Consider the following 24816-nt stretch of genomic DNA (forward strand, 5'->3'; position numbering starts at 1 on the left):
TGAACAACCGGATTGGAAGACGTTTGCCCGAACGGGGCGATGTTCCAAGATCCGGTTTTTTTGTATGCTTGCGGACGGGTGAGGGTATGAGAGTGCGCTAATCGTCAGGGGGCACGAAGGTTGCACGGAGGCGCCGGAGGTAAATGTGTTTGCCAACCGAGGGACGGTTCCTCCATAATAGGAAGAAATACGCTGGATTTTACAAAGCTGTAAAGGAGTGAACGCATGCAAATCGGGGAAACGATGCCCAAGGAGGCGAATGTTCGGCACGCTTTGTTCGCTCTGGCGCTGGCGGCAGCCGTTCTCATCCGCTTTCTCGTGGCTCCAAACGTTTTTGGCTACGTAGCCGATGTGCGCACGTTTATGGCGTGGGCGGATCGGGCGTTTACGGTCGGATTCGGAAATCTTTACACCGACCCGGGCTATTTTCTGGATTACCCGCCGGGGTACATGTATATCTTGTATCTTATCGGCGCAGCCCACCATCTGTTCGGGATCGAATGGGGAACGGGACTTTCACTGGTGCTGCTGAAAACGCCTCCCATGCTGGCGGATCTGCTGGCTTCGGTTCTTTTGTACCGGCTGGCTCTGCGTCACGTGAACGTGCGGCAGGCTGCCGTGCTGGCTTCGCTGTATATGCTGAATCCGGCCGTATGGATCAATTCGGCGGCCTGGGGCCAGGTAGATTCTTTGTTTATGCTGTTCGTCCTTCTGTCCCTGCTGCGCGTGGAGGACAGAAAGTTCCCGGCTGCGGCGGTTTACCTGGGACTGGCGGTTCTGCTTAAACCGCAGGGTCTGCTTTTCGGCCCGTTCTTCCTGCTGGCGCTGTTCTGGCGCTTCCGGAACAAGGGATTCGGACGTGAGCTTGCGGTCAGCGCAGCCGCAGGGGCCGCAGCCTTTCTGCTGCCGGCTCTGCCTTTTGCCTGGAAAATGGGGCCGCTCTGGCTGCCGGACTTGTATTTCGGCACGCTGGCTTCGTATCCGTACGCCTCGCTGAACGCTTTTAACCTTCTGGCCCTGCTGGGGGGCAATTTCGAGCCGGCCGACGGCCGCCTCTTCTCGCTCACGTACGGGGCTTGGGGCACGCTGTTGTTTGTGCTGTCGCTCCTGTTCGCTCTGGCATTCTTCGCTAAAAACATGAACAGGAAGGGAGCGGGGCTGTACGCCGGGTTCCTGTTTGCCGCAAGCGCGTTTATGCTGATGACCAAAATGCACGAACGGTATTTGTTCTACGGACTGCTCCTGCTGCTGGCCGCTTATTTGCGGACGAAGGACAGGAGGCTGCTGGTGCTGTTCGCCGGCTTTTCGGTGACGCATTTCGCGAATGTGGGGTATGTGCTCTGGAAAAGCACGAAGGGGTTGTTCCACATCCCCAAGCACGATCCCGTTCTTATCCTGGTGTCCTTGCTGAACGTGCTTCTCTTCGTGATGGCGTGGCAGGCTGCGCGCACATGGGCGCAAAAAGCCGCCGGTGCGGATGCCCGGCTTCAAGGCGGAACCTCCGTTGGGAAGGGGCTTCTCGCCGGCGTTATGAACCGGGGCTCCGTCGTATGGGACCGGGACGGAGCCGTGGCGGCCCGACAGCCGCTTCTGACGAAGAAGGACGGCTGGCTGATGGGCGGAATCACCGCGGTTTACGCGGTGATCGCGCTGGTCAACCTGGGGTCGTTCGACGCGCCCCAGACGTTCTGGAAGCCGGCCGGTCAGACGGATACCGTCGTCGCCGATCTCGGCGCGACGAAGCATCTGACGCGCATCCATGATTTTGCCGGCGCCGGAGAAGGGGAGTTCCGGTACGAATTCTCCGTGGACGGGGTTACCTGGAATGAGCCGATCGACGTGAAATCGGATTATACCAAGGTATTTACCTGGAATGTCGTAAAAACGGAACGGGATGCCCGGTATGTGAAGATCACGCCGCTTGCCGCCGGATTCGCCCTGCATGAGGCGGCCTTCTTCGACGGAACGTCCGACACGCCTCTGCCCGTGAGCGTACTTCCGGGTGAAGATACAGAGACTTCCGGGGACCACCGGAAGGTATTCGACGAACAGGCGATCGTACCGGCTAATCCCGGCTACAAAGACGGCACTTATTTCGACGAGATCTATCACGCCCGGACGGCTTACGAGCACCTGTACCGGATCGAGCCTTATGAGAGCACACATCCCCCTCTGGGCAAAATTCTGATCTCGGCGGGTATCACCCTGTTCGGAATGAACCCGTTCGGCTGGCGCATTGTCGGCACGCTGTTCGGCGTCGCGATGCTGCCGCTCATGTATGTGATGGCGAAGCGCTTGTTCGGCCGGACGGAGTATGCGGCGATGGCGGCGTTTCTGTTCGCCGTCGATTTTATGCACTTTGCCCAGACACGGATTTCTACCATCGACGTGTACGGCGTATTTTTTATCATGCTGATGTTTGCCTTTATGTACCGGTATACGACGCTGAGCTTCTATGACGTACCGCTCCGCAAAACGCTGCTTCCGCTCGGGCTTGCGGGAATCACGTTCGGTATCGGCGCCGCCTCCAAGTGGATCGTGATCTACGGAGGGGCGGGTCTTGCCGTGCTGCTCGCCTTGTCGCTCTGGGAGCGGTTCGGCGAATACAGGCAGGCACGGCGCGGTCTTGCCGAGTGGAGCCGGGAGGCATCCACGGCGGAGGGACCGGACCGGGTACGGACCGGGGACAGACCGGCGGAAGCAGCCGGGGCGTCAGGCATATCCGCCGTTTCCGGCGAAGCCGGACAGCCGCGTATCCCAGGGGTATTCGAGCGTTTCCATACCGCGGAGAGCACCGACGAGGACCGGGAACGATGGCGGCATATCGTCCGTAAGTTTCCGCGGAATACGGTGTACACCCTGCTCTTCTGCGTGGTTTTCTATGTACTTATTCCGGCCGTCATTTATGCGGCCTCCTATATTCCGTTTATGCTGGTGCCGGGTCCGGGCCACGGACTGGCCGATGTGGTCACGTACCAGCAGCATATGTACAGTTATCACAGCGGGCTGGTCGCGACCCATCCGTTCTCTTCAAGCTGGTGGGAATGGCCGCTGATGCTCAGACCGATCTGGTACTACAAAGGCGAATTCGTTCCGCCGGGCAGTATGTCGAGCATCGTATCGTTCGGAAATCCGCTCGTTTGGTGGCCGGGGCTGCTCTGCGTGCTGCTTGCCCTGTGGGCCGCCGTTAAAACGAAAAACAAGCCGCTCCGCTTCCTGCTGATTGCGTATGCCTCGCAATATTTGCCGTGGATGCTTGTGCCGAGGCTGACATTTATTTACCATTATTTCGCCATGGTACCGTTTATGATCCTGATGATCGTCTTCTTCCTCCGGCATCTTATCGAAACCAGGCCGAAGCTGAAACGGTGGATTTATGTATATCTGGCCGGCGCAGCCGTGCTGTTTGCGGTCTTTTATCCGCTGCTTTCGGGTCTGGTCGTGGATGATTCGTACACCGGTTGGCTCCACTGGCTGCCGGGCTGGAACTTTTTCTGAGGGCATGGAAACAATTGTTCACTCTATCAACCGTTTCTTGCAAAGGAAGGCTTGCCCCCGTGTGGTATAATAGAGGGGTAGAATCAGGGTTCGGCCCATGATGGGAGAGATATTTGTGACACAAACCAGACCTTCAGTCCTGCTGGTGGACGGGATGGCCCTGCTGTTCCGGGCTTACTACGCATCGGCTGTGACCGGATATATTAAACGGACGAGCGCGGGGGTGCCGACGAATGCCGTATACGGCTTCGTGCGGTATTTCTGGGACGCCGTCCAGACCTTTTCGCCCTCACACGTTATCGTATGCTGGGATATGGGCTCCAAAACGTTCCGTTCCGAGCAGTTCACGGATTACAAGGCTAACCGGGCCGCAGCGCCCGAAGACCTTATTCCCCAGTTCGACCTTGTCAAAGAAGTAGTGGACTGCTTCGGGGTACCTAACGTGGGAATGAGCGGCTACGAAGCGGACGACTGCATCGGAACGCTGGCCCATGCGTACAAAGATTCCGCGGATGTGTTTATCCTGACCGGAGACCACGACCTGCTTCAGCTCGTGGACGACAGCGTAAGCGTCATTATTATGAAAAAAGGCCACGGCAACTATGCCGTGTACACGCCGGACCTGCTCCTGGAGGAGCGGAATCTGACCGCGGCCCAGATCATTGATTTGAAAGGGCTTATGGGCGACACCAGCGATAACTATCCGGGTGTAAAAGGCATCGGAGAGAAAACGGCGCTGAAGCTTATTCAGCAGTACGGCACGATCGAAGGGATTCTCGAGAATCTGGCCGAACTTCCGAAAGGAGTGCGGGCGAAGATCGAAGCGCAGCTCGATATGCTTTACATGTCCCGGGAGCTGGCGACGATCTTCCTCAAGGTCCCGGTCGCCTGCGCGCTGGAGGAGTGCTGCTGGGCCATCGATCACGAACGGGTGCTCACGAAGTTCGAGGAGCTGGAGTTTAAGGGATTGGCCAAGCTGGTCGGCCAGCCGGCTTTTTTGTAGGGAAACGAAGGGCGATTCGTGCGGTTCAGGCCGGCGGATCGCTTTTTACATTCTCCTTTTACACCCCAACTTCTTATTAAAATGTCACAAAAGGGTTCCCACCATTTCTTGTTTTTGGTATGTTAGGGAATGAGCTGTTTACAGCATTTCGGAAAAAAATGAAACAAAACCGCCGCTCAAACGTTAGAAATAGCATGATAATTTCCTAACGCATTTTTGAAAGGATGATAAAGATGGAAGCTAACGTGTTGATTATCGAAAAATTGGAAAACGGCGAATTGAAGACGATTGATGAGCGTAATTGGAATGCCGCGATGTTATCGTTGATGGAGCATGCCAATTTTCTGTTAGTCGGCGGCAAAGAGTACGAAATGATCGAAGGAAGGCTCGATGTAGAGAATCAGAGGCTGGAAGTGCTGGTACTGCCCATTAACAAGCAAGCGAGTGAGTAAGAAGTCAGAATTGGAGGGACTTGCAATGAACGACAATCTGAACAACAACGCAGGCGGGCTTAACGATAAGGAATCGGCTGCAGCCCTCGAAGCTGCGGCGGGCAAGAACAGTGCGGAAGCGGTTGCAGCGGATAACGCCGGAGCGCCCGAAAAGAGCTCTCCCGAAGCGGTGCTGGCTGAACGTGCGGCTGCCGCGGAAAAATCGGCGGAGGCGCGTGCCGCACGCAGGACGACGACGCGTACCCCGAAGCCGCTTCGTGTGCTGAACACGTCGCTAGGTGTCGTGCTGGCGGCCAACTTGCTGCTGCTTCCGGCGGTTTACGCCGAGAGCAAAGCGGGAGAACCGAAAATCATCGAATGGTCGAACGAAGATGTCAAAACCTATTTCGATCCGAGCGCGGACTGGAACATCCCTCTCCCGGATCAGTTGGATAAACCGGGAGCGACTCCGACTCCCACGCCTTCCGCGGGCGTAGGCACGGGCGGGACGGGAGCGGGAGTAGGCTCAGCCGCTCCGATCGTGTACAACAACGGTCTCGACTGGACCGACCTGATGCTGTATCACCTGATCTTCAACAGCGGCGGCTCTTATTCGTCGAGCGGCTGGTCCAGCTCGCGTCCGTCTTACGATTACCGTACGAAGAAGCCTTACTCGGTGCCGACGTACGATTCGACGAAGTTTCAGAACAAACCTACGGCGAATTCGACGGTCAAACCGAAAACTTCGAAAACAACGGGAGCTTTTAACAGCAAATCGACGATTAATTCGCGGAACAACTCAAGCAAGAGCTCGACAAGCAGCGGTTCCACCGGCGCGAAATCCGGAACGTCCAGTTCTTCGGGTTCCGTTTCATCCGGTTCATCCAGTAAATCCTCGTCCTCGTCGTCCGGCAGCATCGGCGGCAAATCCGGCGGATTCAGCTCGTCCGGCAGCTCTTCCAGCGGCAGCTGATGGACAGACGGACATTCAGGGTAACCGGGCAGCCGCATGAGGACCGCGAGGCTTATGTGGCCGAGCTGGGCCGGATGGGTTTTACATGGGCGGATCTGGAGCAAGAACAGTACTGGATCGACCAGCTCGTGCTCATGGACCGTGATGTTTATGAAGAGCTGAACCGGGCGTCGAGTCTCCTGTGGAACATTTTCGATAAAGGGGCCCGGTTTGTTATCGGGCGGCGGGATTTGTACGATATGCTGAGCATCCCGGAAGTGCTTTGGGACGGTTTGGACGGACTGGAGCTGGGTCCGAAGGGACTCCTCAGCCGGTATGCGCGCTTTGATTTCAGCATATCCCAAGAAGGGGATATCAAGCTGCTGGAGCTGAATGCGGATACGCCGACCGGCTATGTGGAAGCTTCCGTTGTCACTCCGTGGATGTGCGGCCGGTACGGCGGTCACAGCCCCAATACGGCAATGCCGGATCTCGTCCGCCAAGCCTGGTCGGAGGAGATGCCGGAGGCTGCCGCATGCATAGATTACGGCAAACATCTGGAAGATTCGGGCACCGTCGATATGCTGATCCGTCACAGCGGACGTGAAGTCCGACCGGTAGATTGTCTGGAACTGTGGGTGGACGAAGGCATTCTCAAAGACGGGAAGAACCGGGAAATCGGGAGCATGTTCGCCCTCTACCCGAAAGAGTGGATGGGCGTGGACGACGGAGGAGAAGCTCTCGCGTACTCCATTGAGAACGGCCATTTGCGGCTGTTTAATCCTCTTCACGCGATTATTTTGCAATCCAAAGGGCTGCAGGCCGTGATTTGGGGCCTCCATGAAATGATGGCCCCTTTGTTTACGCCGGAAGAACACCGGGCCATTGAGCGTTATATGCTGCCGACTTACAACCAGCCGGTTTTTGAAAGCAGCTACGTGTCCAAGTCGATGTTCGGCCGCGAAGGAGGCTCCGTGCGCATGTACGGCGCTTCGGGCCAAATGGATATCCAGGACGAAGACGGCTTCGATACCAGCACGCTTTTTACGAACGTGTACCAGGCACGGGCCGATTTACCGCGGATTTTACTGGCCAACGGAGAACACAGGCTGCTCACCGGGATGTTTGTCATCAACGGACAGCCATGCGGCCTGCTGGGCCGTGCGGGAGGTTTGATTACCGGCAATGCGAGTCATTTTGTGGCGATAGGAGTTGAACAGAAATGAGCAGACCTGCGATGAACGGCAGATACGGATCAGGGAAGAAGCGGAGCAGGGTCATGATCGGGGTTTTCTCGGCGCTCGTCCTTCTACTGGTTTTCGGATTAATCGGCGCATGTTCCGATAAGAAGAACACCGGCGGATCGACCGGATCAGGCGGATCGGCCGAATCCAGCGTAGTTCCGTGGGATTATAAAGTCGAGCAGGCCAAAGTAGGAGATCTTATCGGAGGCGATATGACGCTCCTGCCGAACAACGATATGCTTCCGAACGACGGCAATTTTGCTACGGGAGATCAGGTTTGGGTACTGAGCTTTATGACCGCGGAAATGAAAACCGGAGCCGACGGGAAGAACGATGTGAAGCTTTCGGGATGGACACCGCTTAAAACGTTTAAAACCGAAAGCGCGGCAAAAACCGACATGAGCCAGCTCAAGACGGAAATTCAGACCGAGGTCGATCTCGTCGGCGTCTACAAGACGCAGTACGGCGATAAACACCGGGACTTTGCCGTCGTTTCCATGCCATCGGGGCACAAGGTGAAACAGCCGATTTCCGATGAGCGGTATGCGGCGATTAAAGACAAGAAACGCGTGAAGATCGTCCTTGAAGAAGTGCACGACTTCTCGAATTATGATTTGGCCATGTCCAAGTTCAGGGGGTGGGCGGAATGATCGCCTTGAATATTTTAGTCAGTTTTATCGTGATTGTGGCTTTACAGATTATCGGCATGGTCATTTTTAACTGGATTACGCCGTTTAACGACATGGAGGAACTCCGCAAAGGCAATAAGGCGGTGGGCCTGGCCCTGGGCGGGAAGTTTTTCGGAACGGCCATTATTCTGGGCGTTGCGGCTTACACGAACTCCTCGATCTTTCATATGGCCATGTGGTTTGCGATAGGGTACGTCTGCCTGCTTTTGACCTACTTCGTTTTCGACTTGCTGACGCCGGGCATTAAACTGTCAGAGCAGCTTAAGGAAGGCAACGTGGCGGTAGGTATTATGCTGTTCGCGATCTATGTCGGAGTTGCGTTTTCCATGAGCAGTTTGATTATTTAAGCTTCATTTATTTAAAAATTAATCCTTTTGTGTTAGTTGGCTTATTCCAATTAACGCGAAAGGATTTTTTATTTTGACAACAATAAAAGGAAATAACTAGTTTTATTATAAATATTTATGATAACATGTAATAGAAAATATAAACAAAGGAGATAAAATATGTTTCGTGGATTTCATCTAAAATGGTATACAAAAATTTTTTGCTCCGTTTTTATCTTACATCAGCTATTTGTCCCAGCAGCCTCTGCATACAATCCAAATGAAGGTAGCGTACATTTTAAAGCTTATAACGAACAAAGAAATGCTGAATCTAGAACTGAAAAAAAGAAATACTTGATTAAACGTAAATCTGGAAATGCACATCAGGGAACAATTAAAAGTTTAATGACAGAAAAAAAGAGTAGGAATACACTGGAAAATAGCCTGTATTCCGTTGTAGAGCTAAATGAAAATGAATATAAAGAGATTAAGAACAATGAAAGTGTTGAATACATAGAAGAGGACCAAGAAATCTCTTTACTTGAATCAGCTTCTGTATTCAAATCGACTTATGAGGCAAACAAGCCGGAACAAACTAGTTGGGGTTATGATTTACTTAATATCAATGAAATAGTTCCGACTGAGAATCAAAAGAAAATTAAGATTGCAATTTTGGATACGGGTATAGATGCAAATCATGAAGATTTAAATATATCAGGTTCTATTAATTTTACGGATCAAAGTAACCATGATGAAAACGGACATGGAACAAAGGTAACGGGCATTATTAATAGTCAAGTTAATGGTTACGGTTTAAAGGGACTCTCACCTTCTGCAGAAATATATTCCGCTAAAATTATGGATTCTGTGGGTAAAGGGACTGTTAGCAGTGCTGTTTCTGCTATTGATTGGGCTATCGAAAATAATATTCAAATTTTAAATATGAGTTTCGGTACCGCACGTCCAAGCTATGCTTTGAATGAAGCTCTAAATAGAGCGAGATCGCATAATATACTGCTTATAAGTGCTGCAGGTAATAATGGATCGAAGGGGGCAGTATTCCCGGCAAATTATCCGATTGTCCTTTCAGTTGCATCTATTGATAAACAATTAAATTTTTCATCATTTTCAAATTTCGGCAAGGTAGATTTAGTTTCACCGGGTGCAAATATTTTGACCACAGATTTAAAAAGCACCTACACGCATGCGTCAGGTACTTCGGTCTCGGCAGCCTTCGTAACGGCAGCTGCTGCTTTGGTTTGGAGTTATCATAAAGAATGGAGCGCTGATGATGTGCGTTCAGCGCTTCTAAATTCAGCCGACAGTATAAACTTTGAATCTTCTGGTTTTGGAATAGTGAATCCTGCGGATGCAATACGAAGTAATTTTAAGAGAAAGGTTAAAATTACTTCGGACGGTGAAGTAACTGATTCCGTATATGGGACCGGAGATAAGATAGAAATCTTAAGTACACATGCCTATGCTAGCGCCTCACCGATAGATGTCGGAGAGACATCGCGTATATATTTCCGTTATGATGATAAACCGCACGATACAAAAATAGATATTTATTTGAATGGCGTTAATGTTAAACCTAAAGCTGCCGTTTTGTTTGATGTTCAAGAGGGATTTTGGGACTTCACTGCCGATAAACCCGGAGATTATAAAATCCGAATTACTCCTATTGATTCACCCGATTATTTTGAAGAAGTAAGTGTACTGGTCGAGATACGAAATAAAACAGTGATTATAGTTCCAGGCATTGCTGCGACAGGGATAAAAGAGAACAAAGACTCGGCTTCATTTGTATGGAAACCGAATGTAAAGTCATTAGCTTATGATTTTGAACAAATAGCCCTGAATGATAATGGAATTCCAAAACACTCTGTATTTATTGATGAACCGCTACGTGAATATTACGGAACATTAAAAGATGATTTGATGAGAAGCGGATTTGATGTAATTTATTTTGGTTATGATTTTCGTTTGGATAATTCAATTACCGCAAAGCAATTAGAAGAACGGATAAATGAAGTGCTTTCCTCAAAAGGTATCGTTAAAGTAAGCATCGTAGCACACAGTATGGGCGGATTGGTCGCCACAAAGTATATTGCGAACGGAAACTCAAGTAAAGTGGACAAGCTAATTACACTCGGTACACCATTTTTGGGCTCCCCCAAGAGTGTGTATACGTTGCAGACAGGAAGGTTTTTGGATGATTTTCGTGATTTAGTATTAAAAAAGTATTTAAAACCCTTGGCTTTAAATATGCAATCGATTTATCAGTTAATCCCAAATGAAAGTTATTTTCTTTACAATCACACGCATTATTTAAAGGCTAAGTATTTTAATAACTGGTACGAAAAAGATGTTATCGCCCCGCAGAAAACGTATCAGGATACCAAGTATTTTTTAGCGGATAGTGTTGCCGGTTTCAAAAAAGGACTATTAAATATCGCGGAAAATTATCATTATTCGTTTGAACTGGTCAAGAGCTTAAATTCTGTAGATTCTTATCAAATTATTGGGGAGAATAAGTCCACTATCGGAGAAATTATAACCAGTTATCAAAAGAAAAACGGTCTTTATGTCCAATCCGGGAAAGTTGATATTAATCCGGTCAATGGTGATGGTACAGTACCTATTATTAGCGCCAATATAGGAAATCTTTTAAACAAGAACGCCTATTATGTAAAGGCGGAACACAGTAATATACCTTCAAACTATTCGGCAAGAAACGCGGTAAAAAATATTCTGTTAAACAAAAAGGATTCTATCCAATTGCCGCGTATTTCGAAAAGCTCCAGAAAATATAAACTAAAAATCGAATGCCCTGTTGATCTGCACGTTTATGATAGCCTGGGAAATCATATGGGTAGAACAAAAGGTGAGGAATATGCAGAAGACATTGAGTCTGGCAGTTATTTTGAATCAGATGATATGAAAATTGCATTTCTGAATAAAGATAATTACAACATTGAGCTCAAGGGAACCGGAGAAGGAGAAATGACATATACCCTGCAGGAATGGGACGAGGCAGATAAGCTAGTTAAGACAATCCGATTTGAGAATGTTGCTATACATCCATCGACAAAGATCACCTCGAATACCAATCTTGACGACCAAATCGTGCTTAAGGTAGATAATGAGGGAGACGGGATAGCCGATACCATAATTGCACCTTCGGCAATTTTGGATGACGTTCAATCAACAGACCAAGAACCACCGCTAATAGACATGAAGCTGCAAGGAGATCTAGGCAGTAATTCATGGTACAAATCGGATGTGGCAATCGATTTAAGCGCATCGGATAAAAATTCAGGCATCAGTAAGATTCTGTATAGTTTTGATGACTCGGAACCGGTCCAGTACACTTCAATTTTGAAACTGCAACGAGATGGAATTTATAATTTAAGATCTGTTGCCATAGATAGAAATACTAATAAATCCGACTTTCTTTCAAGAGAGATCAAGATTGATAAAACATCTCCGGAACCTCCTGTTATAAACAATTATCAATCAGAAAAAGGTGCCGAAATAAATCTAATTCATGGAAGAGACTCGGGAAGCGGCGTTTTAAAAAGTCAGTACAAAATAGGAAATTCAAATTGGACAGATTTTCAAGGTCAGTTACTTCTAAAAGATGAAGGCGATTATATTGTATCTGCAAGGACCCTAGATGTAGCTGGAAATATTAGTAAAGAAACCACTCTTAGCTTTACAATCAAATCATCAAGACCTGCCAAACCCACAGTTAAGTTGAGCAATACGGATTGGACATCAAGTAAGGTATTAGTGGCCATTATTCCCTCCGTTTCACCACCGGACCTGTTTAAATTACAATACAAAATAGGAAACCAAGGCACATGGACGGATTACACCACTGAAATTCCAATTAATTCAGAGGGCATTACACCTGTATATGCCAGATCATTAAATCCAACTGGAGTTTCAAGTGAGGAAGCAGTCGGGCACGTAAAAATTGACCGCACTCCTCCTACAAATCCGGGTAATTTAACGGTTATAAGTAAAACGTCTACTTCAGCTACTATTAAGTGGTCACCTTCTACTGATATTAGTTATGTAAAGGGATATGAAATTTATAATAACGGTGTGCAAGTAGGGTATACAGCCTCTGAAAATTATTCACTCACCGGTCTTTCTTCAAATCAGAATTATACTATATTCATAAAAGCGAGAGACGGTGCCGGAAATGTGTCTAGTGGGTCCGTTATAAAAATAACAACAAATTAACTAATAAAAAGGCGAAAATTCATATTTTCGCCTTTTTTATGTTTATATTTATTTATTCGACAAGATTTGGCAAAAAAATTTTTCTATAGGTGCTATATTCAACTAGTCATAAAAATTAACCTCTATGTGAAAGGGAGTACTGAGATGGGAAAGAAAGTTAGTATTTTTGGTAAGTTAGCTTTATTGTCTATACTTGGGGCATCTAGTTTCAACTACGATGTTTCACAAGCAAGAGCAGCTACGTCGATAGCACCGAGTGTAGCTGCAGGATCTTTTCATTCATTAGCTTTAAAGGACGATGGCACGGTATGGGCATGGGGGAATAATGACTTTGGTGGACTGGGAAATGGAACTACAAAGGATTCTCCAATCCCAATTCAAGTCCCTAACTTAAATTCCGTCGTGAAAATTGCTGCAGGGTATGGGTCTAGTTATGCTGTTAAGAGCGATGGTACGGTTTGGTCATGGGGGAAAAATAACGATGGGGAACTGGGCGACGGTACATTGGTCAAGAAATTAAACCCAGTACAAGTACCTAATTTAAACGGGGTAGTGGATATTGCGGCACATTTTAATTCAGTCTTTGCCGTTAAAAGTGATGGTTCCGTTTATGCCTGGGGGGAAAATAGTAATGCGAATTTGGGAATCGGTGTAGATATTAGAAATGATAAAAGACCTACACCCATTAAAATAAAAGAGTTATCCAACATAATTGCTGTTGACACAGGTCCAACTAACTCTCTTGCTCTAAGCAGTGATGGAACTGTATGGGGATGGGGCTTAAATCTGAATGGGCTAGTAGGAGATGGTTCTACAGAAAAACGTATATCACCAGTAAAAGTTAAAAATTTGGAATCGGTAAAAGCTATTTCTATAGGAGATGGCTCCATGGCCGTAAAAAATGACGGGTCTCTTTGGAATTGGGGAAGATGTGATATTAGTGGTTTTAAATCGACTTGTAAAGCTGTTGATATAAGAGTTCCCACCCAGGTCCCGAATGTTAATGAATTAAACGATATTGTGGTAGGGGGTAATGTTGCTATTGCTCTTCGTAAGGACGGCACACTTCGAACCTGGGGATATAATCATTCCGGTCAGTTAGGAGTAGGAACCATTGGTACTAGAGATATCTTTTATACTCCACAGACTCCGGTATTTCCCAATATGGATCCTTTTGATAAAGTAATGTCTATAGAAGCAAACGATAATCACGTTTTGGCTATTCGTAATGATGGAACTGTTTGGGCTTGGGGAAATAATAGTTCCGGGCAAATAGGTGAAGGCACCATTGGAGGAAAAAAACCTTATCCTACTAGTACGGGACTACAGCTAATTTCCAATGATCAGTTGCAATTAGGACAAACAGTCCAACTGGATATTCCGAACGGCACAACAAAAAGCTATACTTTTGTTTCACCTAAGGATGGGACTGTGACAATTTCAACAGGTTTTCTTGACATGAAAGCTGACACGATTTTGAATGTTTACGACAGCAACGGAACTCTTCTAGAAACGAATGATGATTACAATAACTCTACCTATTCAAGTATATTATTAAATGTTACAGCCAACACGCGTTATACTATTGAAGTATCGGGATTCCAAAAAGCAGGTGTAAGGTGTATTTTGAAGATTGAGTAAACTGACTTAGCAATGAACAATCCCCGCCAACCGGAAGCCATCGAGGCTCGGAGCGGGGATTGCTGCGTTGAAGAGAGCATGGTCGCCAAACGGCGGGCATGCCAAGTTTCACCGGGCGGCGGCTTACGGCTTATGGGTTGCGGGCGTTTAAGGGCCGGGCGTCTCTTCCGACTGGTCGTCTCCGGGATAATCCCGTTCGATCCCGTAATGAAGCTCACGGTTTTCGTAGCGGAACCGGTTCGTAGGACGCTGGTCGTCCCGCCACGGAGTGCTTTTACCGAGCGATTCGCTCAGGACGGACGAGCCGTAAGGACCTTCCGGGAACTCTTCGGGGATCGTATCGTTCCGCTGGGACTCGACGGTAGACAGGTCGGCGCCCCGGCTTTCTTCTTTCAAAAATTCATCACCCATGGGAAACCTCCTGATCAAACGGCCGGTTAAGGCGCGGTTATGGTCTTTTCCCATTTTCTCCCCTTGGAGCGTCAAATATCCGTAAAATTCACGCTTCCCACGATCTGGAAAAGAAAAGAGCGAAGCTCCTCGGCTTCTTCCTCCGAAATTTTGTACACGTGTTCGAGATAGCCTTCTTCATTTAAATCATCGGGACCGATGATAGCGGTTTTGCCGGACTGCAGATCGGTGATCATTTGTTTGCCGTAAAAGCGGTTGGTGTTCGTTACCGCCAGATCGAAGCGGTGCAGAGATGTGCCTACAAAGCTGACAAAGCGGGTAGAAGTATCTTCGGTATGGTCATATAAAAAATCGAATTCGGACATCACGTTCACTCCATTTACCGGTTAATACTCCCGATTATATAGGAAGCGGGGCGCGGCGTCCAAGAACGGTCACGGAAACGGCGAAAAAAAGATGAATTCGTTTTTGTCGGTGATAATGGAATACTTTTGCCCGGTTGGAGCGTTATAAGGTATGATAAGGCCGAGCAGCAGGGGTTTCGCAAAAGCGAGAGGGGGCCGCCGGGCAGACGCAAGGTGGCCGAAATCGGCCATCGTAAGCCACAGTATGCAGCCGCGCCTGACATTATTGGTATTTATATATAAATGGCAAGGGTATTTAAAACGCAGGTCCGTTATCTATAATTTCTCGGGAAAATGGGCGGATTTGGAGCCCAGGAGCAGGATGGAAAGAACGATGCGTACGCTTTTTTGAACAGGGCGGTCTTGTGCGGGTTTGGTCATGGCGGGCTGCCTCCTTTTCGAGTAAGAGAGTGAATCGTTTGTACGATGTTGTTTATAAACCTATTGTACATCGGACAACAGTCCGGCGTAACGGACCCCGGTACGAGGCGGGACCCCGACAAAAGTCCAGGCCTCGAGGAGTGAACCGATCTTAAAGTTTGTTTGAAAAGGGGAGAACAGGATGCTGCCGTATTCATACAAAGTGGAAAGTGTTATCCGGCAGGGACAGGGAGCGTGCAACGAAGATGCGCTGCTTTTGGCGCCGGAAGCAGGCGTGTTCGGCGTAATTGACGGCGTCTCGGGCCTGACGCCGTATAAGGACGCGCAAGGCCGCACCGCGGGCCGTATCGCGTCGGAGCTTGTGGCGTCCTGCTTCGCGGACGCCGGCGGAGCCGACCTCGAGCGTACGACGCTCGAGGCGAATGCGCGGCTGCACGGGGAAATGGAGCGCCTCCAGGGGCGCTCCGAAGACACCGGCAGCCGGTGGGGCGCCGTCCACGCCGTGATACGCGTGGACGAGGACCGTGTCGCCTGGGTGCAATCCGGCGACTGCATGGTTTACGCCGTCTACGAAGACGGCGTGGTGCGCGCGGTGACACGGGACTCGGTGGAGTCCCATGACGAGCGCGCACTGGCGCTCTGGCGCCGGGAATATCCCGGCGAATGGGAGCGCCGGGTGCAGCCGCCGGAAGTGACGGAGGCGCTGCGGGCGAACCGCAGGCGCGCCAACCGGCCCGGCGGCTACAGCGTCATCAACGGCGATGACGCGCTGGCCCGGCACCTGGAGAGCGGGTATATCGCCCGCTCGGGGCTGGTGCACCTGCTGCTCGTCACGGACGGGATTTATCCGTGGCGGGAAGAGCACCGGGGCAGCCCGGCGGACTGGGTGCATGCGGTAATCGACGGAGGACTGGACAGCTGCGTAGACGCTCTGGAAGCGTTCGAACAGGATGATCCGGAATGCCGCATCGTGCAGCGCTTTAAGCGCTCGGATGACAAGACCGGGATTATACTTTCTTTTCAAAGAGAAAGCGAGAAGGAAATCGGTTCGATGCCGCGAAAGGAAATTGTTGTAAAATAAATTGGAGTATGATAGAATTTCACGTATAGCTCAGTACACAGAGGAAGCACCTCTCCGCCTGCGTTTTATTACGCACAAGGCAGGAGAGGTGCTTTTTGCGTTTCGGAGCCTTATTTATCAACGAAACAGAGGAGGACATGTATGAACGTCATTTATTTAACGACTTTGGAGAAACAAGTGGAAGAAGGGAAAGTGAAACAGGCTCAATTTTATGCGGGGGAGAAGACGGGGATCTGGCAGGCGATGTGGAATGAAGTAAACGACAACGGTAAACCGGTCCAGGAGATCTGGTATGAAGGAATCTCTTGGGAAGAGCTTGTCGGCGCTATCAAAAGAGGACTCCAGCTAAAGCTGGCGGAAGGATTTAAGCCTATGCTCCGGGGAGTCGGGGAAGAGCAGGCGGGATTGTCCGCGAAGGCGGAAATGACACAGCTTCTTCAATACTACGGTGAGCTTCACGCCGATGAGTCTGTCTATGAAGAGCTGAGAGCGTGGAGGCGCGAACAATCTTTTAAAGAAGGCCGCTCGCCGTTTATTTTGGCTTCCAACCGGATGCTGCAGATGATCGCGGCCTTTTGTCCGCAATCGTTGGAGGAATTGCTTCACATTCCGGGCTTCGGACAGAACCGGGCATCCAAATACGGAGGCGATGTCCTGCGGATCACAAGAGACAAGCAGCGGCATACGGATTTTCCGCTGGGCTGGGTTGCGGCCGCAACGGATCGTGCACAGTTCGAAGCCTGGATGAGCCGGCAGCTGGAACGGCGGGTGCAGAAGAAGCTGCACGCCAGTCGGGCAAGCGCAGACTTCTGGAAGCGATGGCGGACGGCGGCAGTCTGGCACAGCTGCGGACCGAGCTCTCTTTTACATCCCGGGAACTGGTTGCCTTGCTGGAAGAACTGGAGCGGGATGGTTACGATGTGCTTGCGGGAATCGAGAGCGAACTGGCCAAGGTGCCGTCCGAGCAGCTGGCCGAAGCCGAGCGGCTGTTCGCGGAAATGGGGGACCGCTACCTGAAGCCGATTCTCCAAGGCTTATACGGGGAACAACTGCCTGACTCCCAGACGGCCGATGGCGTGTATGAGTGGCTGCGGCTGCTTAGATTCAAAATCCGCAAGCAGAAAGAAGAAGCGGCGAAAGAGCGGGACGGGGAGCAAAAAGCGGGCTAGCCGGAAAAACGGCAAACGGGCAACTTTGGCCTTTACCAGGGACTGTCCGGTGTATGGGCAGATAGACAGCCGATACCGGCTCGCGGTCCCCCGGCCCTCACCTTAAATCTTAACCTTTTTGTAACCAGCCCGAAGGCTCCGTTCAATTGTAAATAAAGGATGGTTTTGCTACACTTGAACGTATAGATTGTGAGAGAGGGCTGGCTTATGAAATCGCCTTATACCGAGCAGGACCCCGCCAAAAGAGAAGCGGACAAACGCATTCATTTTACGCTCCGGATCAATATTTTTTTCTTCGCTACTTTCGCCCTGTTTTGTGTGCTTATCGTTAAACTTTCCTACCTTCAATTCGTTAAAGGACCCGAACTTCAGATCGCAAAAACGAACGGGATGAATACGGATACTGCCATTCCTCCCATACGCGGCAATATATTGAGTAGAGACGGCGTACCGATTGCGACTTCCAATTCCACGGAATCGCTGTATTTCCGTGTCGAGGGCGGTACCAAAAATCAGGATCCGATCATTGAGACAGCCAAAAAGCTCGAGAAGATTCTGGGTGAGCTTGGCGACAAAAATCTACCGAAAATGACTATGGAAGATATCATGAAAGCTATGGATCTGGACTTCGACATCAACAAACAAAAGCTCAAGCCCAAAACGCCTTATAAAGAGCCCAGAAGAATAAAGGCCAACTTAAACAAGGAAGAGGTTGCTTATCTTCTATCCCACCGGGACGAACTTCACGGCGTCGAGGTTGTCGAAGAGAGCATCCGGGTCTACGATCAGCGGAGGATCGCCGCCCAGCTTGTAGGCTATCTGAAAAAATACGACGATACCGCAAATCTTAATTTTTATAAGAGCCGGGTGGAGGACGGTTATCTGCTTCGGGAGACGGTAGGCTTTGACGGGCTGGAGATGATGTATCAGGATGAACTCCGCGGAAAGCCCGGTAAGAAAAGTTATCCGGTAAACGCGGCCGGTAAAATTGTCGGCAACGGGACGTTGGAAAAGCCCGAGAAAGGGAAGAATCTCCGGCTGACGATCGATACCAACGTGCAGCTTGCCGCCCAGCAGGCGATCATAGACCAGCTGAAATGGCTGCATAACCCTCCATCCGCATATGCAAGGTTTGCCGCCCCTTATGCCCGTTCTGGTTACGCGGTAGCGATGGAAGTCGAGACGGGCAAGGTTGTCGCTATGGCATCCATGCCGGACTATGATACGAATTTGTGGACGGGTGGGATGGATCCGAAAATTTATCCGCAAGTTAAACAATTCGTCAACAACGGTACTATCCGCAACTCACCGCCGAACTTTCCGGATGACCAGCAGAAGCGCCACCCTTCTTCAATTCTTTATTTGGGGTCGACCATTAAGCCGCTCAGTATTTTGATAGGTTTAAAGGAAGGGCTAATCACCCCGGGAAGTTATTACAATGATAACGCTCCTTTTGTTTACGGGAAGGATAACAGTACGGTGCGTAACTCGGATAATCACTATACAGGTATGATTTCTCCTACAAGAGCGATAGAAGTTTCGTCGAACACTTACATGTCTGCTAAAATTGGAATTCCGTTTTATAATAAATATCAGCGCAAATCGGGCGAAGCCTGGGAAAAGCAGGTGGCTGAATTTGGACTCGGGGTCACAACAGGAAGCGGCCTCCCGTGGGAATATGACGGTATGTCGGAAATCGATGCGGCCGCAAAAACGAGCAGTTATCAATCGGCGATGGTTTTTGCATCATGGGGTCAAAACGGCAAGTATACCACGCTTCAGCTTACCCAGCTTGCAGCTACTCTCGGAAGCCGCGGTAAGCGGATAAAACCGCAGTTCGTCGAAGAGATCCTTGACCCTGCCGACGGCAAGGCCGTCAAAGGTTATGAACCTGAGATTCTGAATAAAGTCGATCTTCCCAAAGTCTATTGGGATACCGTCATTAACGGGATGAAAAGCGGAGCGGAGGGCATCGACAAACTGCCGTTCCCCGTGGCGCGTAAAACGGGTACCTCGACGCAGCAGGTTTCGGGCGGGACGGTCGATAATGCGGTGCTCATTTCCTTTGCGCCCGTTCAAAATCCTAAACTGGCGGTGGCTGTTGTCGTGCCGGAAGGCGGTTACGGCCGTTACGGTGCAGCTCCCATTGCGGCTAAGATTTTTGAGGCTTACGACCAGCATATCGGCGGACTCAGCACCCCTAAAAAATAAAAACGGCACAAAAATAGCATCGGCTTCCATTTCGTTCTTGTTCAAGAACATGGAAGCCGATGCTTTGTTAGGTCAACGTCGTCATTCTGCATAGTCAAATCCACCCTTTTTTACGGAAGAGTAGGAACATACATAACCCGAGCACACCCATAAATCCGAAAATGAATAAATCCGCGTAAGGTACGGTCAGCAGACCGAGAATGTCGTTAAAGTTCATTCCGAAAATACCGGTGATGAAGGTCAGAGGCATGAAAATCGTGGTCAATGCGGTAAAAATACGCATGATTTCGTTCGCACGGTTCGCTACGCTGGACTGGTAAGCTTCTCGTAAGTTGCCCATGAGATCGCGGAGCGTATCGAAGGTATCGACGATTTTGACGGCATTTTCGTGAATGTCGCCGAAATATTTTTGCAGCTGGTTATCGATCAGCTTCAATTCTTTGCGGTTAAGCGTCGCAACGACGTCACGCTGCGGCACAAGCATCTTTTTCAGCCACAAAATTTCCCCGCGGAGACCGATGATCTCGTTCAGATGGGATTTTTTCGTGTGCATCAGGATATCTTCTTCAAGCTTCTCGATTTTGTCCTCGATCCGGTCCCCGACAATGACGTAGTTGTCAACGACAAGGTCAACCAGATGGTACAGGAAGCGGTCGGGACTGTTAACCTCTTCATCCCAGAGAAAGGGCTTGATGGCTCGGAGCTCCTGGATTTTCTGTCTCGTAACGGTAATGATGAAATGCCTGCCCAGAAAAATATTGAGTGCGCGAAGAAAGATTTCTTCATCATCAAACCGGATGCTGTTAATGACAATAAAATAGTGCGTGTCGTAAATTTCAATTTTGGGCCGCTGTTCTTCTTCGCTGAGACAATCCTCTACGGCCAGATCGTGAAGATGGAAGAGCGGCTGCAATTGCTCCAGATCGTCCACATCCGCATCGATCCAATAAAAGCCGGATTCGGGTGGTGTCAGCGCTTCGTGAATATCTTCAACCAGCGTAAAAGCGCCCTTGTGTACCAGGCGTGTTTTCATCCGTTTCACCTCTTTATGCGAAACGGCGCACAGCACTCCGGTCCATAGGGAAACTACGGACGCTGGAGTGCCGGCCCCGGTTCGCTGCTATTCGATTTTGATCGTACCGGGTAAAGCGTCTACTTCTCGGTCGGTCCCCGTCCATCCGTATGTTCCCCCCTTTATCATTCCGTGTCGAATACTTGTCTAGTATATACCTACATTTTCCACGATTCAAGCATCAAACTCTGGTACTTTTCTCCTGCTAATCCCCGCGGGCCGGGGATTTTTTATCCTATGCGGAGGAAGGGTTTGAGGTGCGGGCAAATGATGGGAAAAACAGCCTGGATGGTTCATCCGCGATACGGACTACGCCAGAGAGAACACCGTGTTGCGGCGCCGCGAGGGGGCCGGAAGGGGCAAACGCATAAAAGGCATAACTTTTTCCTTAGTAAATTTATTATGTGCAACTTTTCAAAAAGCACTTGACATTTGCCCGGTAACCTTTAAGATAGGAGATAACTGAATAAACTTTCTTATCAAGAGTAGGTGGAGGGACTGGCCCGATGATACCCGGCAACCGACATTGTAACCCCCGAGGGGCAATGCACGGTGCTAATTCTTGCGGGAGCCGTATGAATAACGGCTTCTGGGAGATGAGAGAGGAGCATGTTGCATAGGGATGAACAGGCCTTTCTCAACTTTTTGAGAGAGGCCTGTTTTAATTTCTTTCGAGGAGGAATGACCGATGCCGATTAAAATACCCGATAATCTTCCGGCCAAAGAAGTGCTGAACCAAGAGAATATTTTTGCGATGGATGAGACGGTTGCCTACCATCAAGATATCCGCCCGCTGCGGATTGCGATTCTGAATCTGATGCCGACGAAGGAAACGACGGAAACTCGAGCTGCTGCGTCTTCTGTCCAATACGGCTCTTCAGGTCGAATTTGTCCTGCTGCACCCTAAAACCCATACTTCCAAAAACACTTCTCCCGAGCACCTGGAGATGTTTTATAAAACGTTTGAAGATATCAAAGACGAAAGATTCGACGGAATGATCATTACCGGGGCACCCGTTGAGCAAATGGAGTTTGAGGATGTTCATTACTGGGATGAGCTGAAGAACATCATGGACTGGAGCGTAGACAACGTAACATCGACGCTTCATATATGCTGGGCCTCGCAGGCCGGACTTTATCATCATTTCGACGTGCCGAAGTACACGGTGGACAAAAAAGTGTTCGGTGTTTTCCCGCATACGATCTCGGAAGAGAACGTGAAGCTGCTCCGCGGGTTCGACGAATTTTTCTTCGTTCCCCAGTCGAGGCATACGGAAGTGCGCCGCGAAGATATCGAAAAGGATGAGCGGCTCGTTATTTTGTCGGAATCGGAAGAAGCCGGTATCTACATCGTGGCGACGAGAGACGGCAAGCAAATTTTCGTGACGGGGCACTCCGAATACGATCCGCTGACATTGAAATGGGAATACGACCGTGACGTCAATAAAGGCATGGACGTGGAAATTCCGAAAAATTATTATCCGAGCGATGATCCGAGCAAGAAGCCGATGATCACGTGGAGAGCGCATGCGAATCTTCTTTTCTCCAACTGGCTGAACTATTACGTTTACCAGGAAACACCGTATGATCTTAATGCGGGACGTGAACTCAGCGCGCTTAGTGCCTGTCTATAGTATAGAACGAATGATACCTTAAAGGAGAGATTCCACGCATGAACATCGAAAGTCGATTGGCCCAAATCGGTTCGGTTTCCGAACCTGTGACCGGAGCGGTGAGCTTCCCCGTATACCAGTCAACGGCGTTCCGCCACCCGCGTCTGGGAGAAAGCACCGGATTCGATTATGCCCGCACGAAAAGCCCGACCCGCAGTGTGCTGGAGGACGCGATTGCCGATCTGGAATCCGGAGACGCCGGCTTTGCCTGTTCCTCGGGCATGGCGGCACTCCAGACCGTTTTCACGCTGTTCTGCCAGGGTGATCATCTGATCGTGTCTTTGGATCTTTACGGCGGTACATACCGTCTGCTGGAGCAGATCATGTCCCGCTTCGGCGTGAGCGCTTCCTATGTGGACACGAACGACGTCGAAGCGCTGGAAGAGGCTTACCGCCCGAACACGAAAGCGATTCTGATCGAAACGCCGACCAATCCGCTCATGATGGTGACGGACTTGAAGCTCGTCTGCGGCTGGGCCAAGAGCAAGGATATTCTCTCCATCGTGGACAACACGCTGCTTACTCCTTATCTCCAGCGTCCCATTGAGCTTGGCGCGGATATCGTCATTCACAGCGCGAGTAAATATTTAGGCGGACACAATGATGTGCTGGCCGGTCTGATCGTGACCAAAGGGCAGGAGCTTTCCGAGAAAATGGCGTTCCTGCATAATTCCATCGGCGCCGTGCTCGGTCCGCAGGACAGCTGGCTGCTCATGAGAGGGATGAAAACACTCGCCCTGCGCATGGAGCGGCACGAGCATAACGCGACGACGATCGCCCGTTATCTGCAGTGGCATCCGCTTGTAACCGATGTGTATTATCCGGCGCTGGAGTCCCATCCGGGTTATGCGATCCAGAACAGACAGTCGTCCGGAAACACGGGTATTTTCTCCTTTAAAGTGACCGATGCGCGTTTAGTGGAACCGATTCTGAGGCACGTTAAGCTTATTGCATTCGCGGAAAGCCTGGGCGGAGTGGAGTCGCTTATGACGTACCCGGCCGTTCAGACGCACGCCGATATTCCGCTGGAAATCCGGGAAAAAGTGGGCGTCGACGACCGGCTGCTGCGTTTTTCGGTCGGCATCGAGCATGTGGACGATCTTATTACCGACCTGGCGCAGGCGTTGGAACAGGCACAGGCAGAGGTGGAAGGAGACAATCAGGCGTGAGTACCGATAAAAAGCTAGGCACGAAAATCATTCATTTCGGCGGGGAAATCGATAAAACGACGGGCGCTTCCAGCGTTCCGATTTATCAGGCATCTACCTTTCATCATTTCTCGCTGGATAATCCTCCCGAATTCGACTATTCCCGTTCGGGAAACCCGACCCGTCAGGCGCTGGAAGACTATATCGCCCTGCTGGAAGGCGGAGCGCGGGGATTCGCGTTCGCTTCGGGAATGGCGGCCATCTCATCGGCCTTCTTCCTGCTGTCGAGCGGCGACCATGTGATTTGTACGGAAGATGTATACGGGGGAACATACAGGCTGCTCACCGCGATTCTGACACGGATGAATATCGAGACGACGTTCGTCGATATGACGGATCCGGAGAAAGTCAAGGCGGCGCTGAAGCCGAACACGAAGGCCGTCTTCCTGGAGACGCCGTCCAATCCGACGCTCAAGATTACGGATGTCTCGGTCATCTGCGCATGGGCGAAAGAAAACGGGCTGCTGACGATGCTCGACAATTCGTTCATGACGCCTTACCACCAGCGTCCGATCGAGCAGGGGGTCGATATCGTGCTGCACAGCGCCACGAAGTTCCTGAGCGGCCACAGCGACGTGCTGGCGGGCTTGGCCGTTGTAGCCAACGACAGCCTCGGCCGCCGCATGAAGCAGATCCAGAACGGCCTCGGCAACGTACTCGGCCCGCAGGACAGCTGGCTGCTTATGCGCGGCATGAAGACGCTGAAAGTGCGCATGGAAGGCTCCGAGCAGAACGCGCGCCGTCTCGCCGAATGGCTGGACAGTCATCCGGCCGTCGAGGCCGTGTACTATCCGGGCCTGAAAGGCCATCCGGGCCGCGAGATTCACGAGAAGCAGTCGAGCGGCTACGGCGCCGTCGTCTCGTTCGACGTGAACGGGGGCGAGCGCGCCAGGAAGCTGCTGAGCGAGGTCAAGATCCCGCTGGTCGCCGTTTCACTGGGTGCTGTCGAGAGCATCCTGTCCTATCCGGCGATGATGTCCCATGCCGCGATGTCGCGCGAGGTGCGGCTGGAGCGGGGAATTACGGACGGGCTCGTGCGTTATTCCGTCGGGTTGGAAGACATCGACGATATTATAGCGGACCTGGACGCGGCTTTATCTCATCTGCAGGGATAGAGCGGCTGTCTGAGAGTCCGAGGGAAGCAAGTGAAAGAAGGCCTGTCGGTTCT

Annotated in this window: 18 protein-coding genes, 1 pseudogene and 1 riboswitch; of the genes and pseudogenes, 16 read left to right on the top strand and 3 right to left on the bottom strand. The window is 50.4% G+C overall.

The window, feature by feature from the left end:
- Window positions 1–225: 225 nt before the first annotated feature.
- The 9 genes from ABC395_RS04645 (at window position 226) to ABC395_RS04685 (ending at window position 14038) form a co-directional block, all read left to right on the top strand.
- Entirely contained in the window at window positions 226–3498 is a 3273-nt protein-coding gene (locus ABC395_RS04645) for a glycosyltransferase family 39 protein (protein ID WP_413001084.1), read from the top strand.
- Between the two features lie 97 nt (window positions 3499–3595).
- The gene (locus ABC395_RS04650) at window positions 3596–4501 is read left to right on the top strand and encodes a 5'-3' exonuclease (RefSeq protein ID WP_413001086.1); all 906 of its coding nucleotides are present in this window, start codon (window positions 3596–3598) and stop codon (window positions 4499–4501) included.
- A 233-nt stretch (window positions 4502–4734) separates the two neighbouring features.
- Window positions 4735–4953, top strand: a complete 219-nt coding sequence (locus tag ABC395_RS04655) for a hypothetical protein (protein WP_413001087.1) — start codon at window positions 4735–4737, stop codon at window positions 4951–4953.
- A 25-nt stretch (window positions 4954–4978) separates the two neighbouring features.
- Complete coding sequence (locus tag ABC395_RS04660) at window positions 4979–5905, top strand: hypothetical protein (protein WP_413001089.1); 927 nt, start codon at window positions 4979–4981, stop codon at window positions 5903–5905.
- Complete coding sequence (locus ABC395_RS04665; protein WP_413001090.1) at window positions 5905–7110, top strand: glutathionylspermidine synthase family protein; 1206 nt, start codon at window positions 5905–5907, stop codon at window positions 7108–7110. The genes ABC395_RS04660 and ABC395_RS04665 overlap by 1 nt, the downstream gene beginning before the upstream one ends.
- A complete protein-coding gene (locus tag ABC395_RS04670; RefSeq protein ID WP_413001092.1) occupies window positions 7107–7778 on the top strand; it encodes a signal peptide protein in 672 nt (223 codons plus the stop codon). Before ABC395_RS04665 ends, ABC395_RS04670 begins: the two co-directional genes overlap by 4 nt.
- A complete protein-coding gene (locus ABC395_RS04675) occupies window positions 7775–8164 on the top strand; it encodes a DUF350 domain-containing protein (protein WP_413001094.1) in 390 nt (129 codons plus the stop codon). The genes ABC395_RS04670 and ABC395_RS04675 overlap by 4 nt, the downstream gene beginning before the upstream one ends.
- A gap of 159 nt (window positions 8165–8323) precedes the next feature.
- The gene (locus ABC395_RS04680) at window positions 8324–12397 is read left to right on the top strand and encodes an alpha/beta fold hydrolase (RefSeq protein WP_413001095.1); all 4074 of its coding nucleotides are present in this window, start codon (window positions 8324–8326) and stop codon (window positions 12395–12397) included.
- A gap of 144 nt (window positions 12398–12541) precedes the next feature.
- A complete protein-coding gene (locus ABC395_RS04685) occupies window positions 12542–14038 on the top strand; it encodes an RCC1 domain-containing protein (protein ID WP_413001097.1) in 1497 nt (498 codons plus the stop codon).
- Window positions 14039–14185: 147 nt separating this feature from the next.
- On the opposite strand, the gene ABC395_RS04690 is transcribed toward ABC395_RS04685, so the two are convergent.
- On the bottom strand, window positions 14186–14449 hold the full coding sequence (locus ABC395_RS04690; protein WP_042229375.1) for a hypothetical protein: 264 nt from the start codon (window positions 14447–14449) through the stop codon (window positions 14186–14188).
- A gap of 71 nt (window positions 14450–14520) precedes the next feature.
- Window positions 14521–14814 carry a DUF3055 domain-containing protein gene (locus ABC395_RS04695; protein ID WP_103994606.1) on the bottom strand — a complete coding sequence of 98 codons (294 nt, stop codon included), beginning with the start codon at window positions 14812–14814 and terminating at the stop codon, window positions 14521–14523.
- Between the two features lie 601 nt (window positions 14815–15415).
- On the opposite strand from ABC395_RS04695, the gene ABC395_RS04700 reads away from it, so the two are divergent.
- From ABC395_RS04700 to ABC395_RS04715, 4 genes are all read left to right on the top strand, one after another.
- The gene (locus ABC395_RS04700) at window positions 15416–16315 is read left to right on the top strand and encodes a protein phosphatase 2C domain-containing protein (protein ID WP_413001100.1); all 900 of its coding nucleotides are present in this window, start codon (window positions 15416–15418) and stop codon (window positions 16313–16315) included.
- 141 nt (window positions 16316–16456) lie between these two features.
- Window positions 16457–17332, top strand: a complete 876-nt coding sequence (locus ABC395_RS04705) for an HRDC domain-containing protein (protein ID WP_413001101.1) — start codon at window positions 16457–16459, stop codon at window positions 17330–17332.
- Window positions 17269–17484: a hypothetical protein gene (locus tag ABC395_RS04710; RefSeq protein WP_413001103.1), complete on the top strand. Its 216-nt coding sequence runs from the start codon at window positions 17269–17271 to the stop codon at window positions 17482–17484. Before ABC395_RS04705 ends, ABC395_RS04710 begins: the two co-directional genes overlap by 64 nt.
- A gap of 207 nt (window positions 17485–17691) precedes the next feature.
- Entirely contained in the window at window positions 17692–19695 is a 2004-nt protein-coding gene (locus tag ABC395_RS04715) for a peptidoglycan D,D-transpeptidase FtsI family protein (RefSeq protein WP_413001105.1), read from the top strand.
- Between the two features lie 94 nt (window positions 19696–19789).
- Here ABC395_RS04715 and corA read toward each other — a convergent pair whose 3' ends face one another.
- Window positions 19790–20728 carry a magnesium/cobalt transporter CorA gene (corA, locus tag ABC395_RS04720; protein ID WP_103994610.1) on the bottom strand — a complete coding sequence of 313 codons (939 nt, stop codon included), beginning with the start codon at window positions 20726–20728 and terminating at the stop codon, window positions 19790–19792.
- Between the two features lie 512 nt (window positions 20729–21240).
- Window positions 21241–21370, top strand: a riboswitch (SAM riboswitch).
- An 85-nt stretch (window positions 21371–21455) separates the two neighbouring features.
- Here corA and metA point away from each other — a divergent pair.
- From metA to ABC395_RS04735, 3 genes and pseudogenes are all read left to right on the top strand, one after another.
- Window positions 21456–22401, top strand: a pseudogene (gene metA, locus ABC395_RS04725) (homoserine O-acetyltransferase MetA).
- Window positions 22402–22439: 38 nt separating this feature from the next.
- Window positions 22440–23609 (top strand): aminotransferase class I/II-fold pyridoxal phosphate-dependent enzyme, encoded by a 1170-nt coding sequence (locus ABC395_RS04730; protein WP_413001107.1) that lies wholly within the window; start codon window positions 22440–22442, stop codon window positions 23607–23609.
- Window positions 23606–24763 (top strand): trans-sulfuration enzyme family protein, encoded by a 1158-nt coding sequence (locus tag ABC395_RS04735; RefSeq protein ID WP_413001109.1) that lies wholly within the window; start codon window positions 23606–23608, stop codon window positions 24761–24763. The genes ABC395_RS04730 and ABC395_RS04735 overlap by 4 nt, the downstream gene beginning before the upstream one ends.
- Window positions 24764–24816: the final 53 nt, after the last annotated feature.

The organism is Paenibacillus canaveralius, from assembly GCF_047238265.1.
Classification (GTDB): Bacteria; Bacillota; Bacilli; order Paenibacillales; family NBRC-103111; genus Paenibacillus_F.

Coding starts and splice junctions, on each gene's coding strand:
- ABC395_RS04645 (WP_413001084.1), top strand. CDS start 226: ATGCAAATCGGGGAAACGATGCCCAAGGAGGCGAATGTTCGGCACGCT.
- ABC395_RS04675 (WP_413001094.1), top strand. CDS start 7,775: ATGATCGCCTTGAATATTTTAGTCAGTTTTATCGTGATTGTGGCTTTA.
- ABC395_RS04660 (WP_413001089.1), top strand. CDS start 4,979: ATGAACGACAATCTGAACAACAACGCAGGCGGGCTTAACGATAAGGAA.
- ABC395_RS04715 (WP_413001105.1), top strand. CDS start 17,692: ATGAAATCGCCTTATACCGAGCAGGACCCCGCCAAAAGAGAAGCGGAC.
- ABC395_RS04690 (WP_042229375.1), bottom strand. CDS start 14,449: ATGGGTGATGAATTTTTGAAAGAAGAAAGCCGGGGCGCCGACCTGTCT.
- ABC395_RS04705 (WP_413001101.1), top strand. CDS start 16,457: ATGAACGTCATTTATTTAACGACTTTGGAGAAACAAGTGGAAGAAGGG.
- ABC395_RS04655 (WP_413001087.1), top strand. CDS start 4,735: ATGGAAGCTAACGTGTTGATTATCGAAAAATTGGAAAACGGCGAATTG.
- ABC395_RS04695 (WP_103994606.1), bottom strand. CDS start 14,814: ATGTCCGAATTCGATTTTTTATATGACCATACCGAAGATACTTCTACC.
- ABC395_RS04650 (WP_413001086.1), top strand. CDS start 3,596: ATGATGGGAGAGATATTTGTGACACAAACCAGACCTTCAGTCCTGCTG.
- ABC395_RS04670 (WP_413001092.1), top strand. CDS start 7,107: ATGAGCAGACCTGCGATGAACGGCAGATACGGATCAGGGAAGAAGCGG.
- ABC395_RS04665 (WP_413001090.1), top strand. CDS start 5,905: ATGGACAGACGGACATTCAGGGTAACCGGGCAGCCGCATGAGGACCGC.
- ABC395_RS04700 (WP_413001100.1), top strand. CDS start 15,416: ATGCTGCCGTATTCATACAAAGTGGAAAGTGTTATCCGGCAGGGACAG.
- ABC395_RS04730 (WP_413001107.1), top strand. CDS start 22,440: ATGAACATCGAAAGTCGATTGGCCCAAATCGGTTCGGTTTCCGAACCT.
- corA (WP_103994610.1), bottom strand. CDS start 20,728: ATGAAAACACGCCTGGTACACAAGGGCGCTTTTACGCTGGTTGAAGAT.
- ABC395_RS04680 (WP_413001095.1), top strand. CDS start 8,324: ATGTTTCGTGGATTTCATCTAAAATGGTATACAAAAATTTTTTGCTCC.
- ABC395_RS04685 (WP_413001097.1), top strand. CDS start 12,542: ATGGGAAAGAAAGTTAGTATTTTTGGTAAGTTAGCTTTATTGTCTATA.